20 protein-coding genes are annotated in these 19,312 nt (G+C 41.7%); 4 read left to right on the top strand and 16 right to left on the bottom strand.

Going from position 1 to position 19,312, the window contains the following annotated elements; all coding sequences use genetic code 11:
* Positions 1-71 precede the first annotated feature (71 nt).
* The 16 genes from P2E05_RS12005 to P2E05_RS11930 form a co-directional block, all read right to left on the bottom strand.
* Entirely contained in the window at positions 72-503 is a 432-nt protein-coding gene (locus P2E05_RS12005) for a hypothetical protein (protein WP_154621785.1), read from the bottom strand.
* Positions 504-1,253: 750 nt separating this feature from the next.
* Entirely contained in the window at positions 1,254-2,897 is a 1,644-nt protein-coding gene (locus P2E05_RS12000; RefSeq protein ID WP_269723201.1) for a thiamine pyrophosphate-binding protein, read from the bottom strand.
* 68 nt (positions 2,898-2,965) lie between these two features.
* The gene (locus tag P2E05_RS11995) at positions 2,966-4,435 is read right to left on the bottom strand and encodes an aldehyde dehydrogenase (protein WP_154621915.1); all 1,470 of its coding nucleotides are present in this window, start codon (positions 4,433-4,435) and stop codon (positions 2,966-2,968) included.
* A gap of 13 nt (positions 4,436-4,448) precedes the next feature.
* Positions 4,449-5,243: an aspartate dehydrogenase gene (locus P2E05_RS11990; RefSeq protein ID WP_154621918.1), complete on the bottom strand. Its 795-nt coding sequence runs from the start codon at positions 5,241-5,243 to the stop codon at positions 4,449-4,451.
* 10 nt (positions 5,244-5,253) lie between these two features.
* A complete protein-coding gene (locus tag P2E05_RS11985; protein WP_272657419.1) occupies positions 5,254-6,048 on the bottom strand; it encodes an SDR family oxidoreductase in 795 nt (264 codons plus the stop codon).
* 22 nt (positions 6,049-6,070) lie between these two features.
* Positions 6,071-6,901, bottom strand: a complete 831-nt coding sequence (locus P2E05_RS11980; protein WP_272657449.1) for an alpha/beta fold hydrolase — start codon at positions 6,899-6,901, stop codon at positions 6,071-6,073.
* A 15-nt stretch (positions 6,902-6,916) separates the two neighbouring features.
* Complete coding sequence (locus P2E05_RS11975) at positions 6,917-7,432, bottom strand: cupin domain-containing protein (RefSeq protein WP_154621913.1); 516 nt, start codon at positions 7,430-7,432, stop codon at positions 6,917-6,919.
* Between the two features lie 30 nt (positions 7,433-7,462).
* Positions 7,463-8,737 carry an MFS transporter gene (locus P2E05_RS11970; protein WP_154621912.1) on the bottom strand — a complete coding sequence of 425 codons (1,275 nt, stop codon included), beginning with the start codon at positions 8,735-8,737 and terminating at the stop codon, positions 7,463-7,465.
* A 22-nt stretch (positions 8,738-8,759) separates the two neighbouring features.
* A complete protein-coding gene (locus tag P2E05_RS11965; protein ID WP_272657418.1) occupies positions 8,760-9,974 on the bottom strand; it encodes an NAD(P)/FAD-dependent oxidoreductase in 1,215 nt (404 codons plus the stop codon).
* Positions 9,975-9,978: 4 nt separating this feature from the next.
* Positions 9,979-10,905 carry a VOC family protein gene (locus P2E05_RS11960; protein WP_154621910.1) on the bottom strand — a complete coding sequence of 309 codons (927 nt, stop codon included), beginning with the start codon at positions 10,903-10,905 and terminating at the stop codon, positions 9,979-9,981.
* Between the two features lie 109 nt (positions 10,906-11,014).
* Positions 11,015-11,791, bottom strand: coding sequence for an IclR family transcriptional regulator (locus P2E05_RS11955; RefSeq protein ID WP_272657415.1), 777 nt, complete (start codon positions 11,789-11,791; stop codon positions 11,015-11,017).
* Positions 11,792-11,823: 32 nt separating this feature from the next.
* Positions 11,824-12,579: an SDR family oxidoreductase gene (locus P2E05_RS11950; protein WP_154621908.1), complete on the bottom strand. Its 756-nt coding sequence runs from the start codon at positions 12,577-12,579 to the stop codon at positions 11,824-11,826.
* Complete coding sequence (locus tag P2E05_RS11945; protein ID WP_154621907.1) at positions 12,572-13,609, bottom strand: aromatic ring-hydroxylating oxygenase subunit alpha; 1,038 nt, start codon at positions 13,607-13,609, stop codon at positions 12,572-12,574. Before P2E05_RS11945 ends, P2E05_RS11950 begins: the two co-directional genes overlap by 8 nt.
* 63 nt (positions 13,610-13,672) lie before the next feature.
* Positions 13,673-13,981: a recombinase-like helix-turn-helix domain-containing protein gene (locus P2E05_RS11940; protein WP_154621906.1), complete on the bottom strand. Its 309-nt coding sequence runs from the start codon at positions 13,979-13,981 to the stop codon at positions 13,673-13,675.
* A 2-nt stretch (positions 13,982-13,983) separates the two neighbouring features.
* Positions 13,984-14,298 (bottom strand): Rieske (2Fe-2S) protein, encoded by a 315-nt coding sequence (locus tag P2E05_RS11935; protein WP_154621905.1) that lies wholly within the window; start codon positions 14,296-14,298, stop codon positions 13,984-13,986.
* A gap of 456 nt (positions 14,299-14,754) precedes the next feature.
* Entirely contained in the window at positions 14,755-15,180 is a 426-nt protein-coding gene (locus P2E05_RS11930; RefSeq protein WP_154621904.1) for a universal stress protein, read from the bottom strand.
* Between the two features lie 330 nt (positions 15,181-15,510).
* On the opposite strand from P2E05_RS11930, the gene P2E05_RS11925 reads away from it, so the two are divergent.
* The 4 genes from P2E05_RS11925 to P2E05_RS11910 all read left to right on the top strand — a co-directional run bounded on the left by P2E05_RS11925 (position 15,511) and on the right by P2E05_RS11910 (position 19,267).
* Positions 15,511-15,708 carry a ParD-like family protein gene (locus P2E05_RS11925; protein WP_154621903.1) on the top strand — a complete coding sequence of 66 codons (198 nt, stop codon included), beginning with the start codon at positions 15,511-15,513 and terminating at the stop codon, positions 15,706-15,708.
* A 1-nt stretch (position 15,709) separates the two neighbouring features.
* Entirely contained in the window at positions 15,710-16,504 is a 795-nt protein-coding gene (gene map, locus P2E05_RS11920) for a type I methionyl aminopeptidase (RefSeq protein WP_154621902.1), read from the top strand.
* Positions 16,505-17,380: 876 nt separating this feature from the next.
* On the top strand, positions 17,381-17,731 hold the full coding sequence (locus P2E05_RS11915) for a phage holin family protein (RefSeq protein WP_154624736.1): 351 nt from the start codon (positions 17,381-17,383) through the stop codon (positions 17,729-17,731).
* A 723-nt stretch (positions 17,732-18,454) separates the two neighbouring features.
* Entirely contained in the window at positions 18,455-19,267 is an 813-nt protein-coding gene (locus tag P2E05_RS11910) for a hypothetical protein (RefSeq protein WP_163862099.1), read from the top strand.
* The last annotated feature ends 45 nt before the right edge of the window (positions 19,268-19,312 follow it).

Below are 19,312 nucleotides of genomic sequence, written 5' to 3'. Positions count from 1 at the left end.
GGCTTTAATCGTCTGGCGCTATTTGAGGTTGAATTTAGATCTCTGATACTAATAGTAAAGAGCTAGAGTCATCAATCTGTCACTGTAGATATTTTTTCACTGATATAATTAATCGTTGAAACACCTTTTTCACACGCTGTTTCTTTGAGTGCAGAAGGGGCTTTTTCTGCTGATTTTTTTAAATTATTTAATTGTTTAATATAGGTCTCAGCACCAGCAATTGTTGGGTTTGCTGTTAAATATTCAGTTATTGAGTCTATATTTTGGTAGAAATAGGCACACTGACTTTGGCCAGGTTGAATTGTATCGATGCGCTTTAGCCCCTCAGGAATTAATTTGGCTGTATTATCTTTAATTAATTCAGCATATTGACCATTTTTTATTTGTGCAACCGTTGTATCAATTTTGCCTTTTAAGTTAAAAAATAGTGTTGCCATCACGATAATAGCGATAAGTAAAACGAGATTGATGAAGAGGCTAATGGGTAGTAAATATTTTTTCATTATATTCCCTTAAAAATTATTACTATAGCAGAGGTGTTTGTTTTCCTATTACTCATAATATAACATCTACCTTTAATGACAGTGAAATAAAATAGGTAAATATTTGTAACCTTATATCTTAATTATGCGAGTAAACCGAAGGCTTTTTATGGTCGAGAAACGGCTAGAAAAGAGATAACTTTTTACGATAAAAGAAGATACTCAACTAGGTAATATCTGTCGCTCAACTTTATTGAGAACCGCTACGGGGTTGCATAAAGTGTAAAAATTTCATGTTAATTTTTCAGCATGTAGGGCGACATTGACCGTATTTTCTGTACCTTCAAAGCGCTGTGGTTGATGCGTTATGTTATCCATCAAACGATGTGACATGTTTTAGCGGTTATATTCCTTTTAGATCTTTATTTAGAATATTGTAATCTGACAAACAAAAATAACTTTAAAATAAAGGTTATTTATGTGGTGTTACTTTGGGGCAGTATAAATGATGATTATTTTAAACGATTTTTCATCTTTCAGTATTGAGAACGTTTAAAGTGAATCTAAACAACCCATTTTTACTCTTATAATATCTTGATTAATTTAAGTTTTAACATATACCAGCTATTTTAAACGAACCACATTAGGCTGTGTAACATACAGAAAAGCTAAAAATCCATCAATTAAGTAAAATAGAGTGAGACTATAAGACTCACTCTATGGTGTGATCATCAGAAATCGTTGTAGATGAATAACGTTAATAATAAATGATTAAAATAATTTTTTCTGAGGAGGCCCAGAGAAATTCATTTTACCAATATTTTCCATTAAAACCTCGATAACAACAGGTTGTTTTAAGTCGACGGCAAGCTGTAAAGTTGACTTAAAATCGTCTGCTTTATCAATAGTTAATGCTTTAATTCCCATTGATTCGGCTAATCGAGTGAATGAAGGTGTCAGTAGGTCATTATAATATTGGCGGTCAGCAAAATATTTTTCTTGGATCCCGCGCATAACACCGTATCCATGATCGTTCATGATAATTAAGACAATGGGTAATTGTTCTTGGGCCATGGTGGCGAGTTCACCGACACCTAACATCAAACCACCATCACCGACTAAACCAATAACTGGAATTTGTGGGTTGGCTTTGGCACTGCCAATCGCCATGGCTAAACCAAGGCCTATAGCTCCAGCTAACGAATGTATATTATGCCGTGGTTGAGTGGCCTTTAATAATCGGCTCCCCCATAAACTACCCGAAACTGTAATATCTCGAACAAAGATACCTTGAGTCGGTAAGGCGTGTTCGACGGCATCACTGAGTTGGCTGTAGGGGCCACACTGTTCTCTAAGTTGTTGTTCTGCTAAATGAGTCGCCTCTTGTACTTGTTGTCGCCATTGCGGTGAAATCACACTATTCGCTTTTTCAAGTCTTTCAGCCAATGCACTTAGAATGCTGTGGCAATCCGCGGTAACGACAAGGTCTGCACTATAGTTGCGATTGGTCGCTTGAGGATCAATATCAATTTGAATTAAAGGTTGCGGTAATGGCAATGACCAGGTTTTGGTTTCATTGCTGCGTAATCGTGAACCTGCAACGAGTGTGATATCACAAGTGCGCATTAATTTATCAATTGAATCCGCATTATGGAAAGCCCGTAAACTGAATGGATGGTCATCAGATAAAATGCCTCGACCATGGGTACTACTTATCACGGCGACGCCTAAATCGGCTAGTTTTTTAACCGCTGCTGAAGCATGGAGAGCGCCGCCTCCAATCCATAATAAAGGGCGTTGTGCATGTTGTAATCTTTGCCAAATCGCATCAACTTGATCTGTGGTTGCGGTGGGTAGCGGTTGAGTGGTCAGGGGAGTACTGAGTATTGATAAGGGAACGGGGGTATTTTGAATATCAATAGGAATTTCGATAGAAACAGGTCCGCAAGGGATGGTTTGAGCCACTTGAATCGCTTTATGCAAAATTGCGACTGCTTGGGCAGCGCTGTGAACACGAAAAGCCTGTTTAGAACTGGCTCTTAAAAAACCGAGTTGATCACGTGTTTCATGAATAAAGCCAGCATCCATGTCGAGATAGGCTTTTTCAACTTGCCCAGTTATGTGAATGAGTGGTGAGCACGCGTTCATTGCTTCAATCATCGAGCCTACAGCATTCCCCGCACCCGCACCTGTGCTGGTTAAGGCAACGCCTAATCCTGTAAAGCGGCTATGTGCATCAGCCATGGTAACGGCTCCCGCTTCCCCACGACTAGGTGTGAAATCAATAAGGCCTCGTCGACCAATGGCATCGGCAATGGGGAGATTGTGGATTGAGATAACGCCATAAACAGTGCTAACTTGATATTGTTCTAATGTTCTGGCGATCGCCTCGCCAACCGTGATTGTCTCATGCATAGTGTTCTCCTTAAGAATTTGATAACCAATTAACAGCGACGTATGTAGGGCTGCATATCAATGGTCATTTATTCACACCAACGGTTTGGTTGTGGGTTTAGTGCCAGAAAAATACTTTTTTGTTGCATATAAGCTTTTAGGCTTTCTAAGCCTTTTTCTCTACCGAGTCCGCTCTCTTTGAACCCACCAAAAGGTGTTGAAATGGAGAAAACTTTGTAGGTGTTGATCCAAACGGTGCCAACATCTAATGCATCCGCGAGTTTAAATGCACGTGTATAGTCTTTAGTCCAAATACCTGCTGCGAGGCCATAAAGTGAGTCGTTGGCTTCTTCTATCAACTCCGCTTCATTATCAAAAGGGATCACGACTAATACAGGACCAAATATTTCTTCTTGGCATACAGAAGCTTGATTATTTAGTCCTTCAATAATGGTCGGTAAGAAATAATTACCTTCTTGTAAGTGAGGGTCTTGAGGTATTGTTCCGCCCAAGCGGATACTACCGCCTTCTGTTATTGCTTGAGCGACATAGCGCATTACACTTTCTCGATGCGCTGGTGATATTAATGGGCCAACATGCACACGCTCTTGACGGGGGTCGCCAATAATTAATTGTTGTGTGAGTGCAGTTAACTTTTCTAAAAACGGTTGATAAATTGCACGTGAAACAAAGAGTCGAGAGCCTGCGATACATGCTTGACCCATCGAGCTAAAGATGCCGTAGCAAACACCATGTGCAGCAAGATCGAGATCCGCATCTTCTAAGACGATGGTAGGTGATTTGCCTCCAAGCTCTAATGAGGTGGTGATCAATTTGTCAGCAGCGATATGAGCGAGTTGTCTGCCGGTATTGGTACCACCAGTAAAGGATATCTTTCTGACTAATGGATGACGAACAAGGGCATCACCCACAACAGAGCCTTTACCGGGCAACACGCTGAGTAGCCCTGAGGGTAATCCGGCTTCTTCAAATAATTCGGCTAGTTTTAACGAAATTAATGGGGTTGCTTCCGCTGGTTTTAATATCACCGCATTTCCCGCCGCTATTGCTGGAGCAATTTTTTGCATATCACTGGCAATAGGGGAGTTCCATGGGGTTATCGCAGCGATGACGCCAAGAGGTTGGTAGGTACTTAATGTCATCATATCAGGTTGGCGGCGAGGGGGTAATTCGCCACCACTGACCTCACAAACGGCGGCAAAATAGCGCGCTGTTGCCGCTGCACTCATTACTAAGCCACGGGCTTCTGCCCATGGTTTACCGTTATCGAGAGTTTGTAAACGTACTAATTCCTCAGCGCGTTCTTCAATGAGTGCACTGACTTTCAGCAGAATTGCGGCTCGCTGGTGGGCGGGCATATAGCGCCAAGCGGGGTCACGCCATGCGTTATCTGCGGCGAGAACAGCCTCTTCAACATCGTCTAAACTGGCGCTGTTAAGTGTTGCAACAATATGTTGATCACCAGGGAAACGTGAATGCATTTCGTGACCACGGCCTAGTTGCCATTTTCCCCCGACAAAGATATCGATTTTTTTCATGGTCCTACTCCAGTCAGATAATGGCTTTTTGTTCTGCAATGCGACGACAAATTTCGACGGCGCTTAATGCTGATAACAAAGATGTTTTGGCATTTAAAGGCAGCGGATTACCGTTTAGTTCTATACAAAAATGGCCGAAATCCCCCGAGACATCGATGCGATGACTATTTTGGGTGGTGATTGGATCAACCATTAACTCAACTTTAGTCTCATCCATGCCAATACCATAAAGAGCGACAGTTGCTGCGACATTGGCATTGGCAGGAAATTTCAACGCCGCTTCTCGTGCAGTTCCACTAAAAAACACCGTCGGTTCGGAAACCGCATCAAGGTCGATATAATTTTCAGCAGGGCCATTACGCCAACTGGCAGGGCTCTTTCTTGATTGGTAGGTCACTTGATTGATCGTGGCTTCTTTTGCGCAGCGTAGGCCATCCAATCCAGCAACCGCACCTGATAAGGGTATCAATGTGCCTTGATGCTGGTGAGCTTGATGACGGAGAGTGTCAGCGAATTGCGCATCAGCAAGAGCACCGGTTGAAATAATCGCGAGTGTCCACCCCTTTTCTAATATTTTGGCAGCATATTGTTTTACAGCTTGTTGACTTGCACACTCTAGAACCAAATCAGGTTGTTGTATGGCCTGAGTCGGCGAGCTGAGTGGCGTCACACGGTTTTGAAAGCGTTGTTGGATATCAGGATGATGATGTTCTCTTGCCACTATCCAACGCAATTCAATGCCTTTGGGTAAGCGACTAATTACTTCATTGGCCATTGCACCATATCCGATCAGCATTAATGTTTTCATCATAATTCCTTTAAATGTGATGGCAGAAACCACCTGAAACATCCAATGCCGCACCTGAGGTAAAAGAAGTCATTGGTGAAGCTAAAAAGACGAGAGCTCTAGCTGGCTCTTCAGGTTTACCAAGGCGTTGCATTGGAATACCGCGTTTTTGGGCAATCTCGCCAATCCAACTTTCCCAATTAAGACTTTTATCACTGCGCTGTTCAAAACGGCGCCGCCACTGCTCTGATTCAACCATGCCGAGCAAAATAGAATTCACACGGATGCCTTTTGGTAAGAGGGTTTTTGATAGGTTTAGAGTGAGGTTGAGTAATGCTGCACGTGCAGCAGAGGTTGCTACCATGTGAGGTTCTGGTTGTAAGGCTAACAGTGAATTGACACAAGTAATGGAGGCAATCTCAGATTGCTCCAATAATGTCATAAATGCATTAACGGGGTTAATGACGCCAAATAATTTTAGTTGGGCCTCGTGTAACCATGCCTCTTCGGGCGTGTCGGCATAGTGAGCGACATACCCTTGTCCCGCATTATTGATCAGTAAATCAGCTTGGCCAAAGTGCGATTTTACTTGTTGTGCAAAGGCTTCTGTTTGTGTTTTATCCATAACATCACAGCAGACAGCAAGAAGCTCCGCTTGTGGATAATCAGCTTGTAACATCGTGAGTGTTTGCATCAATTTGTCTTGATTACGCCCACAGAAAGCCACTTTACATCCCTCTTCGAGCAATAATTGAACGGTCGCTAATCCAATCCCTGAACTGCCACCGGTGACGACGGCAACACGATTTTTTAGCTGTAAATTCATAGCGCTTTCCTTAATTAAACTTCTACAACGGCAGAGTCGCCAAAAATTGTTTCAGGTAATGATTAAATGGCTGAGATGCATCGAGATAGCTTGCATGTCCAGCCTGTTCGATATAGACGAGTGAACAACCTTGTTGTTGAGCGATCGCTTGGACTTTTTGAGGCGGCGTAATGGTATCATCAAGGCCTACTAGCATCTGGAGTGGACCAGAATAATGGCTGAGATAACGATTAATATCATCGTATGCCAGCATCCAAGCCGCCGCTAAGAATCCTTTAGGATTGAGTTTACGCATCGTCTGCCTAACCCAATCTATTTGTTGCTCACTGGCTGTTGGGCTTAACAAGGCGGCTGCACGTTGTTGCGCATAATTTTCAATCCCGGAATTGAAGACGATAGTCTGTCTTTGTTCATAAACTTGTTTTTGTTCCGTTTTGTCTTTAGTTCCATAACCTTGCGCTGGGTTAGCTAATAGTAATCCTTTAATACGCTGTGGGTATTTTGCCGCAAATGCACTGGCTATAATGGCACCAAGGGAATGACCAACGAGCACCACTTGCGAAATAGCTAAACAGTCAATCAAAGCCACTAATGCCTCTGCATAATCGTTAGCTGTTGGTGTGTCGGTCGTCAGGGCTAGACTATTGAGGTAACCCGGCGCCTCCCATGCGAGTAGTCGGTATTGTTGAGTCAGTGATGAATCCGCCAGTTGATAAATCCACGATGCAGATCCAGAGCTGATACCGTGAAGTAAAATGATAGTTTCTCCTTCACCTGCTTCACGCCAGTTAACATGATATTGACCAAAATCAGCGGACCGAATAGTTGGCAATTGTTCAATAGGCAGTTTCATCACTCAATTCTCCTGTTAACCACGTTTCACTTTTGATAATGGATGATCGTCTGGATAGGTTGGAATCGCAGGTTTTGGTGTACCAATCATGACGCACATTAATGCTTCTTCTTCACCATGGTTGAATAGGCCGCGATAAATACCTGCTGGAACTGAAATCAGGTCGCGCTCTTTAAGTATCGTTTCATATTCTTCATCACCATCCTTAATGAATAGGGTAATTGTTCCTTTTAGCATGAAGAAAACCTCTTCAACATCAGGGTGTAAGTGAAGAGGGCCCTCACATTTTGAGGGAAGAACCATTGTTGAAAAGGTAAAATTTTCAGCGGGAACGGTATTTACATCGTTAGCAACACCTGTCGCGCCTGTACCGATGTAGCGCATTTGTGCACGGCGATATTTGGGATCAAAATCAGCCTGAAATTTCAACGCGTTCCAATCATATTTACGACCTTCGAAGCGGGCGATGCGTGATTCAACCCAATCTGCCATCGAGGTGTCTTGTGGTTTTATTTGGGCTTGTTGTGACATAGTGATATCTCCGGATATTGAGTAGTAAAATCAGTATTTTTTGATGATAGGTAGCAACAAGACGCTACCGATTAAACCGATAATGACGATAAATAGTAGGCCGCTATCCATATCGTGGGTCAGTGTGATTAATACCCCCATCAATAACGGTGCTGCCGCGCCAGCAAGATTGCCGAGTCCATTAAATATGCCACCAGCGAGTGCGCTGACTTGTTTCTGTGTGGCTTTGGCGAGTAGTGCAAAAATATTGGGTGCTCCCGCCCCCCACATGAACATGCTAAAAGCCATCATTAAAATGATGCTGTAGGTCGTACTTAGGAATAACACGCCTGCCAATCCAGCGACGGCGCCTAGCAATGAGATAAAGCAAACCAGAGCGCGACGGTCATAACGATCTGAAAGCCATGCGCCTATCGCTTCACCAAACAACATGGCGATAAAGGGGAGAGAAGAAAGGATCCCTGCATGCTCTAAATTGATGGATTTACCCTTGATTAAATAACTGGGTAACCAGCCATTCATTCCCCATAGATAAACGAGGAACGCAATATTAAATAAGCAGATAATCCAAAAATGGCTATTGCGTAAGAGGATGTTGCGTTGTGTTTTGGCTTCAGCAAGTTCGGTAATGGATACTTTTCCATCAACTTTTTTAGCGTGTTGATTGACTAAATTAGGGTGGCGAATACCAATAACGACAAGCCACCACACAGGCACCGTGAAAGCCGCCATAACAAAAAAGGTGCTTTGCCAGCCAAAACTGTGCAGTAAATAGATAGAAATAGGAAAACCGAGTGCGGCACCAATCGGTGTACCTAATAACCAAAGCATTGTCGCTCTTGCTTGCATTTTTTGTGGAAAGGTGCGACGAACAATGGCATAAGAAATCGCCAGTAAGGGGCCTTCAGCAATGCCCAGTAAGACACGTAAGACAACCATCGTTGTGTAGTGATGGGTAAAGCCCATAAAAATCATCAAAATACACCAACTGCTAATCATAAACAGTAGCATTTTTGTTGGATGAAATTTATCGCCAATACCACTGAGTAGCATGGATGAAATACCATAAGAAAACAGAAAAGCACTCATCAACAATCCAAGACGAGTTGGATCAAAATCAATCCCTAATGCTTTTTGGAATTGTTCATCAGAAAATAAAGCGGCGATGCTGATTTTGTCGAAAAAGGCTAGCAATACACAGGAAAATAGAGCGATTGGGATGAGCCAATTCACTTTTTCTGTGTGTTGGGTAGCTGTTTCACCGGTTTGTGTCACTGAGGGCACAGATATTGATTGATTTGCCATAGTATGTCTCCTGTCTGTACATTTACTTCAGTGACATGAGTGAAAATTGAGGATCAGCTAGCTCTAAAGGGGATAATTGACGGCTGTTTTGCATCCACCTTTTGCCTAATTTAATGGTGCGAGCATCGTTAAATGCGACCATTTGAACTAATTCATTGTCATTATTCAGTGAAAAATGCACTTCGGACGTTGGCGTTATTCGTTGAATATGTTGGGTTGCCTGTGAAGTAGGGACTCCTAAAATCTGGATATTATCTTGGTATTGGTCTGACCATAGCCACGCGAGCTCATTAAACCCTTCACTATGGTGGTTAAGCATGGCCTTTGCGGTGCTAATGGCTTGGTTCTGTGCATAAGCCCAAGATTGCAAACAAAGGGATAACGTGGGGTGACAAGCGACATCGCCAGCGGCATAAATATCAGGGTGTGAGGTTTGCCCCTGTCCGTTGACAACGATGCCATGGGTTAATTCAAGGCCTGCCTGAGCCGCTAATTCAAGATTTAATTCAACACCAATTCCCATGACGGCAAGGTCAAATGATTGGTTAGGCCGCGTTGCACAGCGAATACAGAGTTCGTCTGTATTTTCATCAAGTAAAATTTCACCGCAATCGGTAATAACATTCACGCCAGCTTGTTGGTGGCGTAGGGCTAATGCGTTTGATACGCTGCTGGGCACACTTCGCTGACATAAACGCTCTTGGCGTTCAAAAATAGTGACATCGATCCCCATTAGGCGTGCGGAGGCAGCGACTTCTAAACCTATCCATCCACCACCAATAATGGCAATTTTTTTGGCTGATAATAGCGCGCGGCGTAATTTTTGCCCGTCATCCCAAGAGCGAAGGGCAAATACTCGTGGGTGGGACTGCCAAGCAGAGGAAAGGTAGCGAGGCCGCCCGCCTGTAGCAATCAATAGCTTATCAAATGTTAAGCCGCGTCCATCACTGAGTTGAACCTGTTTTTTCTCGCTATCAATGCCAGTGGCCCGAATAGGGCGATACCACGTTAAATTTAACGCCTTGGTTTCTTCTTCACTGAATAGACGTGATAATGTGGTGTTTTCTTGAACAAGGGCTGCTTTTGATAACGGTGGTCGTTCATAGAAATCATGTGGTTCATCACTAATAACGGATAAACGCCCTTGATAACCTTGGTCCCGTAATGTTTTGGCTGCCCAGCCTCCGGCTTGTCCACCACCGATAATCACGATACCGCCTTCAATTAATGGTTTCATCGCTTCACCCCTGACCTTTTTTCACTTGTCGACGAGTTTCATGGTCGATACCGCCTTCCACAGCCCATTCGGTAAAGGAAACGAGGGAGTGTTCAAGTTCACGTGGTTGCCATTTTTCGGTTAAATAATCGTCATTGGTGTAGTACTCAAAAGCCCCGCCAGTTGGGCTATTGACATACCAGAAATAGGCTGACGAAATAGGGTGACGACCGGGACCGATAAAGGTGCTCCATTGTTGCCGATTCATTGCGAGACCGCCGCCAATAACCTCGTGGATATCGCGAACGGTGAAGGCTACGTGATTCAAACCACGCCCACGATGAGGGAGTTTGAGTAAAAATAAATTGTGATGGCAGCCATTAACTTGCGTGCGTAAAAAAACGGCACGATCGATATAGCGATCAGAGACTTGAAAACCGAGCTTATCGCAATAAAACGCTTCTGTTGCTGCTAGGTCATCAACAAAAAAGACGACATGACCAATATTAATAGGGGTGGCTTTGTCGTAAACAGGGCTTGGTGCATCAATACGACGAATATCCCCCCATTGGTTGATGGGCGAAATATCAACGGAGACTTGTTGTTGTTGCGTGATACAAAAAGCGACAGTCATTCCATTCGGATCAAGGCATTGTGCGCCATCAGGCGTCAATTGGAAATTTGGGCTGTTTTCGATTTGTTGAATAATGTGTTCAAGTTCTGCACGAGTATTCACGCCCCAAGTGATTCGGCGTAAGGTCGAACCGGATTCAAATGGGGTGGGTAAGCGGGGATCATCAATGGCTGATAATGTCACGCTAGCACCGGACAGTGTTGTAAAATAAGAAGGGGTATTGGGTGATGCTTGCAGACCGAAATCCTGTAAAAATTGCTGACAATCGGCAATGTTATCCACACCAAATTCTAATTTTTCAATACCAATGACTGACATAATTTGACCCTCTATGTATGCATTTGTTATTGCCCACCTTGATTTTGGGCAAGCAGAAACCCGAGGCTTATGGCAATAAACCTAATGTTTGATTTTTTTATGGGTAACGCTATATCGCTTTAGCGGATGTCATACCACCTATAAACTCAGTAAGTTTTTGCGCGGCGCTGCTCACTTCATTCTGTAGCCGTTGTCGTTCCTGTACAGGGATGGTATCCATAGGAACCATAATACTGATCACAGCTTCCACACCGTTATCACGATTGAAAACAGGATAAACAATCGAGGAGATGCCTCGGCGATAAAATGATTCTCCAATCACGTAGCCACGTAATCTATCCGCTTGGATCATTGCCCAAAACGCTTGTTTACTGCCTGCATCATCCGGTAATTCATCATCGGGGTAGAGAGCATCAAATTCCTCTCGCCTCAATCCACTGAGTAACATACGACCAAGTGATGTTCGATGAGCTAATAAACGTGTTCCCACGCTGACATGGTTAATTTTTGACTCTGCGCCACTGACCCGAGCAATGTAAATAATGTCACGCCCATCACGTATGACTAAATGGCTGTTACATTGGCTACGGTCACGCAATTGTTCAATAATGGGTTGACCTAATTGTGTAAGATCCAGTGACGCGATATAGCCCAACCCTAAGCTAAGTACTTTGCGACCAAGTGAAAAAGCCCCAGTTCGTGGGTGTTGCTCAATAAAATCTAAATGTACTAACGTCTGTATCGCGCGATAAGCAGTGGCTTTTGGCATATCAACTAGGCGTAAAATCTCAGCGAAGGTTAGCTCGCGGTGCTGTTGTGCGAGGAGTAACAAAAGCTGCAATCCTTTTTCCAGACCCGGGATCAAATACTTGCATGTTGAACTCAAATCCTTAACCTCCCCGCATTAAAGCGGCGCCTTTAGTTAAATACAAAACCACCATTCACAGGGATGAGTTGTCCAGTGACGAAATTGGCCAGCGGTGACAGCAAATATAAAACCGTACCAGTGACGTCTTCAGGTTTTTGTTCACCTTGAAGAGCTCGCCCATTTTCGTATAGCTGGTGGCGCTCCACAGGAACATATTCAGTGGCTTCAACTTTGGTTAACCCAGGGGCGATAGCATTGACACAAATTCGTTGTTCACCCAGCTCTCTTGCCATAGAACGTGTCATGCTGATAATGGCTCCTTTGCTCGCAACATAAGCCATGAGTTTAGGGGCACCCCATAATGCCGTATCGGAGGCGATATTCACGATCTTGGCATTGTTACTCTGGCGCAAAAAAGGCAGCGCGGCTTTGGTCACGAGCCAAGTTCCTTTCACATTGACCGTCATAACACGATCCCATAACTCTAGGTCGTACTCTTCTAATGTCTTACCCCCTACGCCTGTTGCGAGGGCTGCGTTATTAATCAAGCCGTCTATCTTGCCTTGCTGACCAATAGTCTGGAATACATCCTCTATCGCTTTGGGATCGGCAATATCCAGAGTCAATCCATCGGCAGCCAAACCTTCTTGACGTAGCTGAGCAACGCTTTGTTGCAAGCGATCACTGAGGATATCGCAAAGCACCACTTGCGCTCCTTGTTGAGCAATCGCTTTGGCAAAATCAAACCCTAGCCCTCTCGCTGCGCCGGTGATCACAATACGTTTGCCTGCCAACAAATCATGCATTTGACGTTTCCTCTTTGTAGATTTGGTCAAATTGTTTTTTGGCTTCACGTTGCATAATTCGACGAAGACGCGATAACCCGACATCATGTTGGTAGAGGAATTCACGCTGACGTGCATTAGGCGCCATATTTTCAAGAATAACTCTGTCTTGTTCTAAAACATCCCAGTGCAAGCCCTCTAGGCGGTTGCGGTACATAAAACGCCAAAGATCTCGTTGCCAATCTTTAACTTTACGGATACGCCAGAAGAAGACTCGGGTATTGTCTCTATCTTCAGGCACGACCATACCGATAATCCAAAAATGGCCACCGGGCCCGAAACGCTTTTGGTAAGGGATAGAGAGTCGAAGCCAATTAGCGCCGGTGCTCGCGAACTCTACCCAGTCAAAATTGACACCCATTTGGTCATTTTTGCGAAAGATAAAACCATTTTGGGTCGGTTCTAAGATCATTTCAGACTGTTTGTCACCGTCAGCCATGGAATGTGAAGAGGAGTGTAAATAAGTGCCATGCATTGGATCCATGACGTTTTCCAGTGCATATTGATAATTACAATGCCAAGTTGCAGTACATAAAAAGTGGCTATGGTTTTCACTATCAGCAAGCTCTTCAGGGAATGCGAGCTGCGGTGGTGTTTCATCGGCGATGGCGAAATAAAGAAAAATCGCGCCATGACACTCTTGAACTGGATAAGTTTTTAGGCATTTTTGGCCTTCTAATGGGCATTGATTAACAGCCGGCACATCTTTAACAACGCCATCACCTCCCACCTCAACACCGTGATACCAGCAAGCGATACGTTCACCAAGGTTCCATCCCATCGATAAACGAGCGCCGCGATGTGGGCAACGGTCTTCCAATGCGTGAATTTGACCTTGTTGGTCTCGCCATAAAACAATTTGCTCTTCTAAGCGAGTAATTCCGATCGGATTACTGGTGACTTCCCAGCTGGATAAAACAGGGTACCACTGGCCTCTAAGGCCAATGTCTAAATAATCTTGATAGTTCTGAGGTTGTGTATTAGTTGTCATAATTTGCTTCCTGTTATCAGCGGTATCATTCTTTATTATTATTTCTGCGCTAGCGGCAGTGAATTAATACCCATTTACTTGGAGAAATTCGCGGAAACTTGCCTCATTCCATGGTTGGCCTTGCCTATCAAACACGTGTTTTTGATTGAGTGCACTGATGATTTGTTCGAGAGTCTCAATACCGGAATCAAATAGGGTCTCTAATGCGGCAATGAGTGCGACTTCGTATTCATCGGGGAGCCGTGAACGAGTTTGCCAAATAATATTGGGTGCTGTACCAGGCGACTGGATTTGCCCTTTACCGCCTTCACGTGCAGGTATAATCTGATGATTAGCAGGTAAATAAGGGTTGAAATTCTGTATCGGTTCCATTTCTACTCCTCAATGAAGCTAATTTCGATTTGGTTGTTATTAACGCGAGTTTGGTAAGTTTTTAAGTCACGTCCCCCAGGCTCGCGCAGACATTTTCCTGTTTTGATATCAAATACCGCTTCATGCAGTGGGCATTCAACTTTGCCATCTTCAACAAAACCTTGGCTCAGTAAAGCGTAAGCATGGGGGCAAACGTCCTCCATGGCGTAGTACTGGTTTTCCACTAAGAAAATACCAATCTCTGCATCATTGACTCTGGCGGAATAAGGAAATTCTTCTTGTACTTGTGAGACATTACATACGGCGACCCAACTCATATTACTTCCTCCACAGCAAGACAGTTTGTTTCATATATAAAACATTGTTTATTATTTAAAACCAGACTAATGGGCTGAGCGATAAACAGTCAATCTAATGTTGCGGATATGTAAAATATTTGTTTTAAAATGTGCGTTGTGTCGAGCTTATCGTTATTTCTGGTTTCATATAAGAAACCGTATCGGGAAATACAGCATAAGGGTCGCTTATACATTGAATTGTCGAGTATTCAGTTTAGGCTAGCGTGCCTACAGCAAGGAATAATGACTGTAAAAAGAGGTGGTTAAGAAAAGTTTAAACGATGAGGTGGTAGAACGATTCTGAATATTATTTTGGCGTATATCCCATGGGTAGGGAGGTGAAACTTGTCAGCAAAGACGGGTTGATAAAACCATGTGTTGTATTATTCGTTAACTGATAGGTATTAACACCCACCGATAAAGTGGGTGCAAATATTAACGTATAGTTAAAACAGAAATGTTAGAGTTTTGGATAATCATTGAGGCGGTAGAACCTAAGAAGTAGGTGGACATACCGGGCCGTTTTGAGCCGATAACAATCAAATCTGCTTGTATCTGATCTGCAATACGTAAAATTTCATCTCTCGGTGTGCCCATAACAACTTGAGCCGTATATTTTTCTTTTGATAATTTGAAATCTTTAATTATATCAATCAATTGATTGGTCACTTTATCTTGTTCACTATCCGCTTTTTCAGCAAAACCAAATCCCATAGAAGTATAAAAAGGAATGGTTGGAATGACGGCTAAAAAATGAACGTGAGCATTTTCTTCCTCAGAAAGGTATTGAATGTGAGGAAGGACAAGGTTCGCTAAATTTTTTTCTGTGATATCAATGGGGACTAAGATTTTTTTGTACATATTGTTCTCCGAACAATCATGAATAGTATGCTCAAAACTTATCTGATTAAAACAATCGCTGGAAACAACATTTACCCTAGCTTTTGCACGGTAAAAAACTCTCTCTTAATACAAGTATAAATATAGCGCTAACTAACAATTAGAGTACAACATGATAACGTTTGATACTTTGACGGAGGATTCAAGTCAGAAAATTAAAATTGGCTGTTTTAAACAGGTTCATTCGTGCGATTTATTTCTAGATAGTTATTTAACATCTATCTTTATCATGGTAGATATTATATGGTTTATATATAAACCATAACGTTTTATATGCTTTGAGGGACTATTTTGGGAATTGTCAAAATTTCAGATGAATTACATGACTATTTGCGTCGAGCTAGCCATGTTATGTCACGTTCTATTAATTCTCAGGCGGAATTTTGGATAAAAATAGGTATTCAAGCAGAATTAAATCCAGACAAAACCTTCACGACACTGATTAGTGAAATGTTAGAAAAAGAATCTGTTAATCATAAAGGGAAGTAGCATGAGTAATATCACAATCAAAACAGCGGAAGAAATTGAATTGATGCGTGAGTCAGGCCGCTTGCTAGCTAAAGTATTTGCCATGCTGGATACGTTTATCGTGCCAGGTATTACCACCATGGAAATCAATAATAAGGTTGAAGACTATATTGTAAACGATCTACAAGCTAGGCCGGCCAGTAAGGGGCAGTATGATTACCAATATGTGTTAAATACCTCGTTGAATGAGGTCGTTTGCCATGGCGTACCGAAAGTTGATGAATATTTAAAAGCCAAAGATATTATCAACGTAGATATTACATTAGAAAAAAATGGTTTTATTGCTGACTCAAGCAAAATGTATGTCATGCCAGAGGCTTCTCCACTTGCGCGTAAACTAGTTAAAGATACTTATGAAGCGATGTGGGAAGGGATCAAGCAGGTCAAACCTGGTGCAACTTTGGGAGATATTGGTGCCGCAATTCAACACCATGCACAAGCCAACGGGTACAGTGTTGTGCGTGAATACTGTGGTCATGGTATAGGCCGCGAAATGCACGAAGATCCTCAGGTCCTCCACTATGGCGTACGGGGTCAAGGTGCGGTGTTGAAAGAAGGGATGACATTTACAATCGAACCAATGATTAACCAAGGTGGCATGAAAATTAAAACTAAAAAAGATGGTTGGACTGTGGTGACTCGAGACAAGAAGTTGTCAGCACAATCTGAGCATACGATTTTAGTGACAGCAACAGGTTATGAAGTGCTAACCCTGCGCGATGAAGAAAAGGCTTATGTCGCTAAACATCACCTCTAATAGAGCGAAAATGAGTGTAAAAAGCCGCTTATGCGGCTTTTTGTCTATTTATTCCTTTATTTACTAAGGGAATGCGTTGCTGTTAAAAGCTCAGTTTGATTTTACTGATTTCACTCAAGTTAATATGCTGCATTGACAGTAGAATAACATCACGTCTAACAGACTTTTGACTGTATGAATCGATTGACTCGCCATTGGCTTGGTCATATACCATTCTGTCGTTGTCGTGATAACACTGATGTTTTTAGTCACTTTTACAATGCTAAGTTGCACATTTAAATCCGACATCATGTTATTGAGTTAATCAGATGTATAATTTTATAACAATTTGATTTTATACAATAATAGCTATGTTTTGGCGATGACTCAGTGAATAAATTCGTGCTGGCCATTCTGTTTCAATAAATAAATTTATTAGGTTTTACTAATATAGCGAGTTATCGGCGTTTTTGAGTACTTGATTCACATTAAAAATGATAATTGAAAGTCATAATTACAAGGAAATATCTTTAATTATTAGAGAGCTGCATGGTATATAAATAATAGCGTTTTTTACATTTTCTCGGTAAGCGTAATTATTATTAATGACTAAAAAATTAACGTCTTTAATTTGGCTTTTGTGTGTGTGAGGATACAAATCTATCAGCTGCTATATATAAAAATAATATAAAGTTAAATATGTTTTCAATTAATGCTTTTAGTTTTATTTCTCAAAGTTAAAAGGAGGTTTTTGCAATAATGTCATTTGGGAGATTTTTCTGTGTCAGTAGCGATAAAAAATATCAAGGGTAATTGAGATTAATTACGACTTGATATCAATGATAAGGGGGCTTCATTTATTGATAATAATTTTCACTCCATTTAGGAGGTTTCATTATGCATGAGAAAAATATTGATTTTTGGGAGCAGGTTTTTCGCTGGATTCAACTCAATTTTCCTTTATTAAGTGGTGTTATGTTGGCAACGCTAATTGCATTTATTAGAGAATGGCGAGATGGTAACAGCGCATGGCAATCATTAGCCGAAGCAGTCATTTGTGGTGCTATTACCGTTAGTGCTATTCGTACTCTACAATGGTTACTTGTATATATGAATTATTCTGAGGCTTGGTCATCCCTTGCGGAGTTTTGTGGAGCGATGATAGGTTTTCTTGGGACAAAAAAATTAAGTTGGATTATTGATTCTTTTTTAATTTCAATAAAAAAACGCTATGGAGATAAAGAGTAACGTGTCATTTTAGTTTCCGAGTAATGAAGAATGAAAACTGAGTAGTACGATAAGCCCTAATGAGGCTTATCGAAGTATATTGTTATTCATAAAAAGAGTAATCGCTAATATAAAACTTAATTGGCCCGTCTCATCAACAGAGATAACTTATATCCATTAATCCATTAATCCATTAATCCATTAATTCATTCCTTTCATTGGGTTATTCTTGTTAAGATTTATAATTCAATTTATGCGTTTTCCAGACGTGCGGTCATGTGTGTGAACAACGCGTCAGAGATCCGGTCAAAATTATCTTATTGTAGAGAAAAGCGTAGGGCATTTGATCTGCTGAGCTAATCGACTTTGCCAAGGGAACGATGTTACCTCATTTCATACACGTGGCGGTAGATATTCTGACTATATGCAAACACTAAAACTAGGTTGATGAAATTTTGTATTAAAAGGGACTTGGGTTAATTCACGATGACACACTGGGATTTAATTGGGGAAGCTCGAGGAGTGTATGCCAAAGCTTGAATTTGAACATCAAAAACCAATTAAAAAACAGTAGGTTAACTAGCTGTTTTTTTAGGTGTGAACATGAGTAATGGCAAGCAAATAATCATTTTTAGATGGCATTTTAGCGTTAAAATCTGAACTTGTTTTTGGTCGTTAAAAAGCTAGAAAGTGTTATTCTGGATATGTTATATCATCGAGAAATTTCTTATCTGGAACTTCTCTATGTTTAGCCTTTCTGAATTAATTAATGACACACCTATTGACTCTATTCTCTTATTTGTTATTACGTTTATTTTGTTAGTGATTTCAGCTTACATCGGTAAATTTATATTTAAGCGTAGGAATGCACATGAAGACATTGCGGATGACGAAGCGAAAATAATATTGGGTGCAATTTTATCCTTACTGGGGTTATTGATTGGTTTTGTGTTGTCAATTTCAATCAATGGCTATAATAGCCGTCAACAAACTGAGGAAAATGAAGCGATTGCGATTGGCAATGCTTATCAACGGATACAAATACTCAACAATAGCGATAAAAATGATGCAATCCATCTATTACAGCAGTATTTAGAAGCAAGAATTGAATTTTTTAAATCGGGTATCAGTGATGAAAATAATCAATGGCGAAGGGTATCTTTAGAAAAGCAAGCCGCACTCTGGGATATCGCCGTTAAGGAAGCGAACCAATCTCCCAACCCAGTCATTGCTTCTGTACTCACTGCGTTTAGTGACCTCTATCTTTCACAGCAAAAAACCATGGCAAGTTGGCGTCATCAAATACCAAACGCAGCTTGGTTTTTACTCATTTTCTTTGCGATTTGTTCTAATATCTTGATCGGATACAACATCCGAGGCACGAAAGGAAAGAACTGGTTAATTTTAATATTGCCTTCCTTAACAACATTAGCGTTATTTATGATTGCAGAGATTGATATTCCGGGAGAAGGGGTTATTCATGTGACTCCGGATGATTTGATTTCTTTGCAGGAGTTCTTATTTAAAGAAGGGGCGTTAGTGGGTAAGTTGGGCTAATAGCATTTGGAAATTGATTGCTTAATGAAGTGAAAAATCCCCGTA

The organism is Providencia stuartii, from assembly GCF_029277985.1.
Classification (GTDB): domain Bacteria; phylum Pseudomonadota; class Gammaproteobacteria; order Enterobacterales; family Enterobacteriaceae; genus Providencia; species Providencia zhejiangensis.
This window is presented reverse-complemented; position numbering and strand designations above follow the sequence as displayed.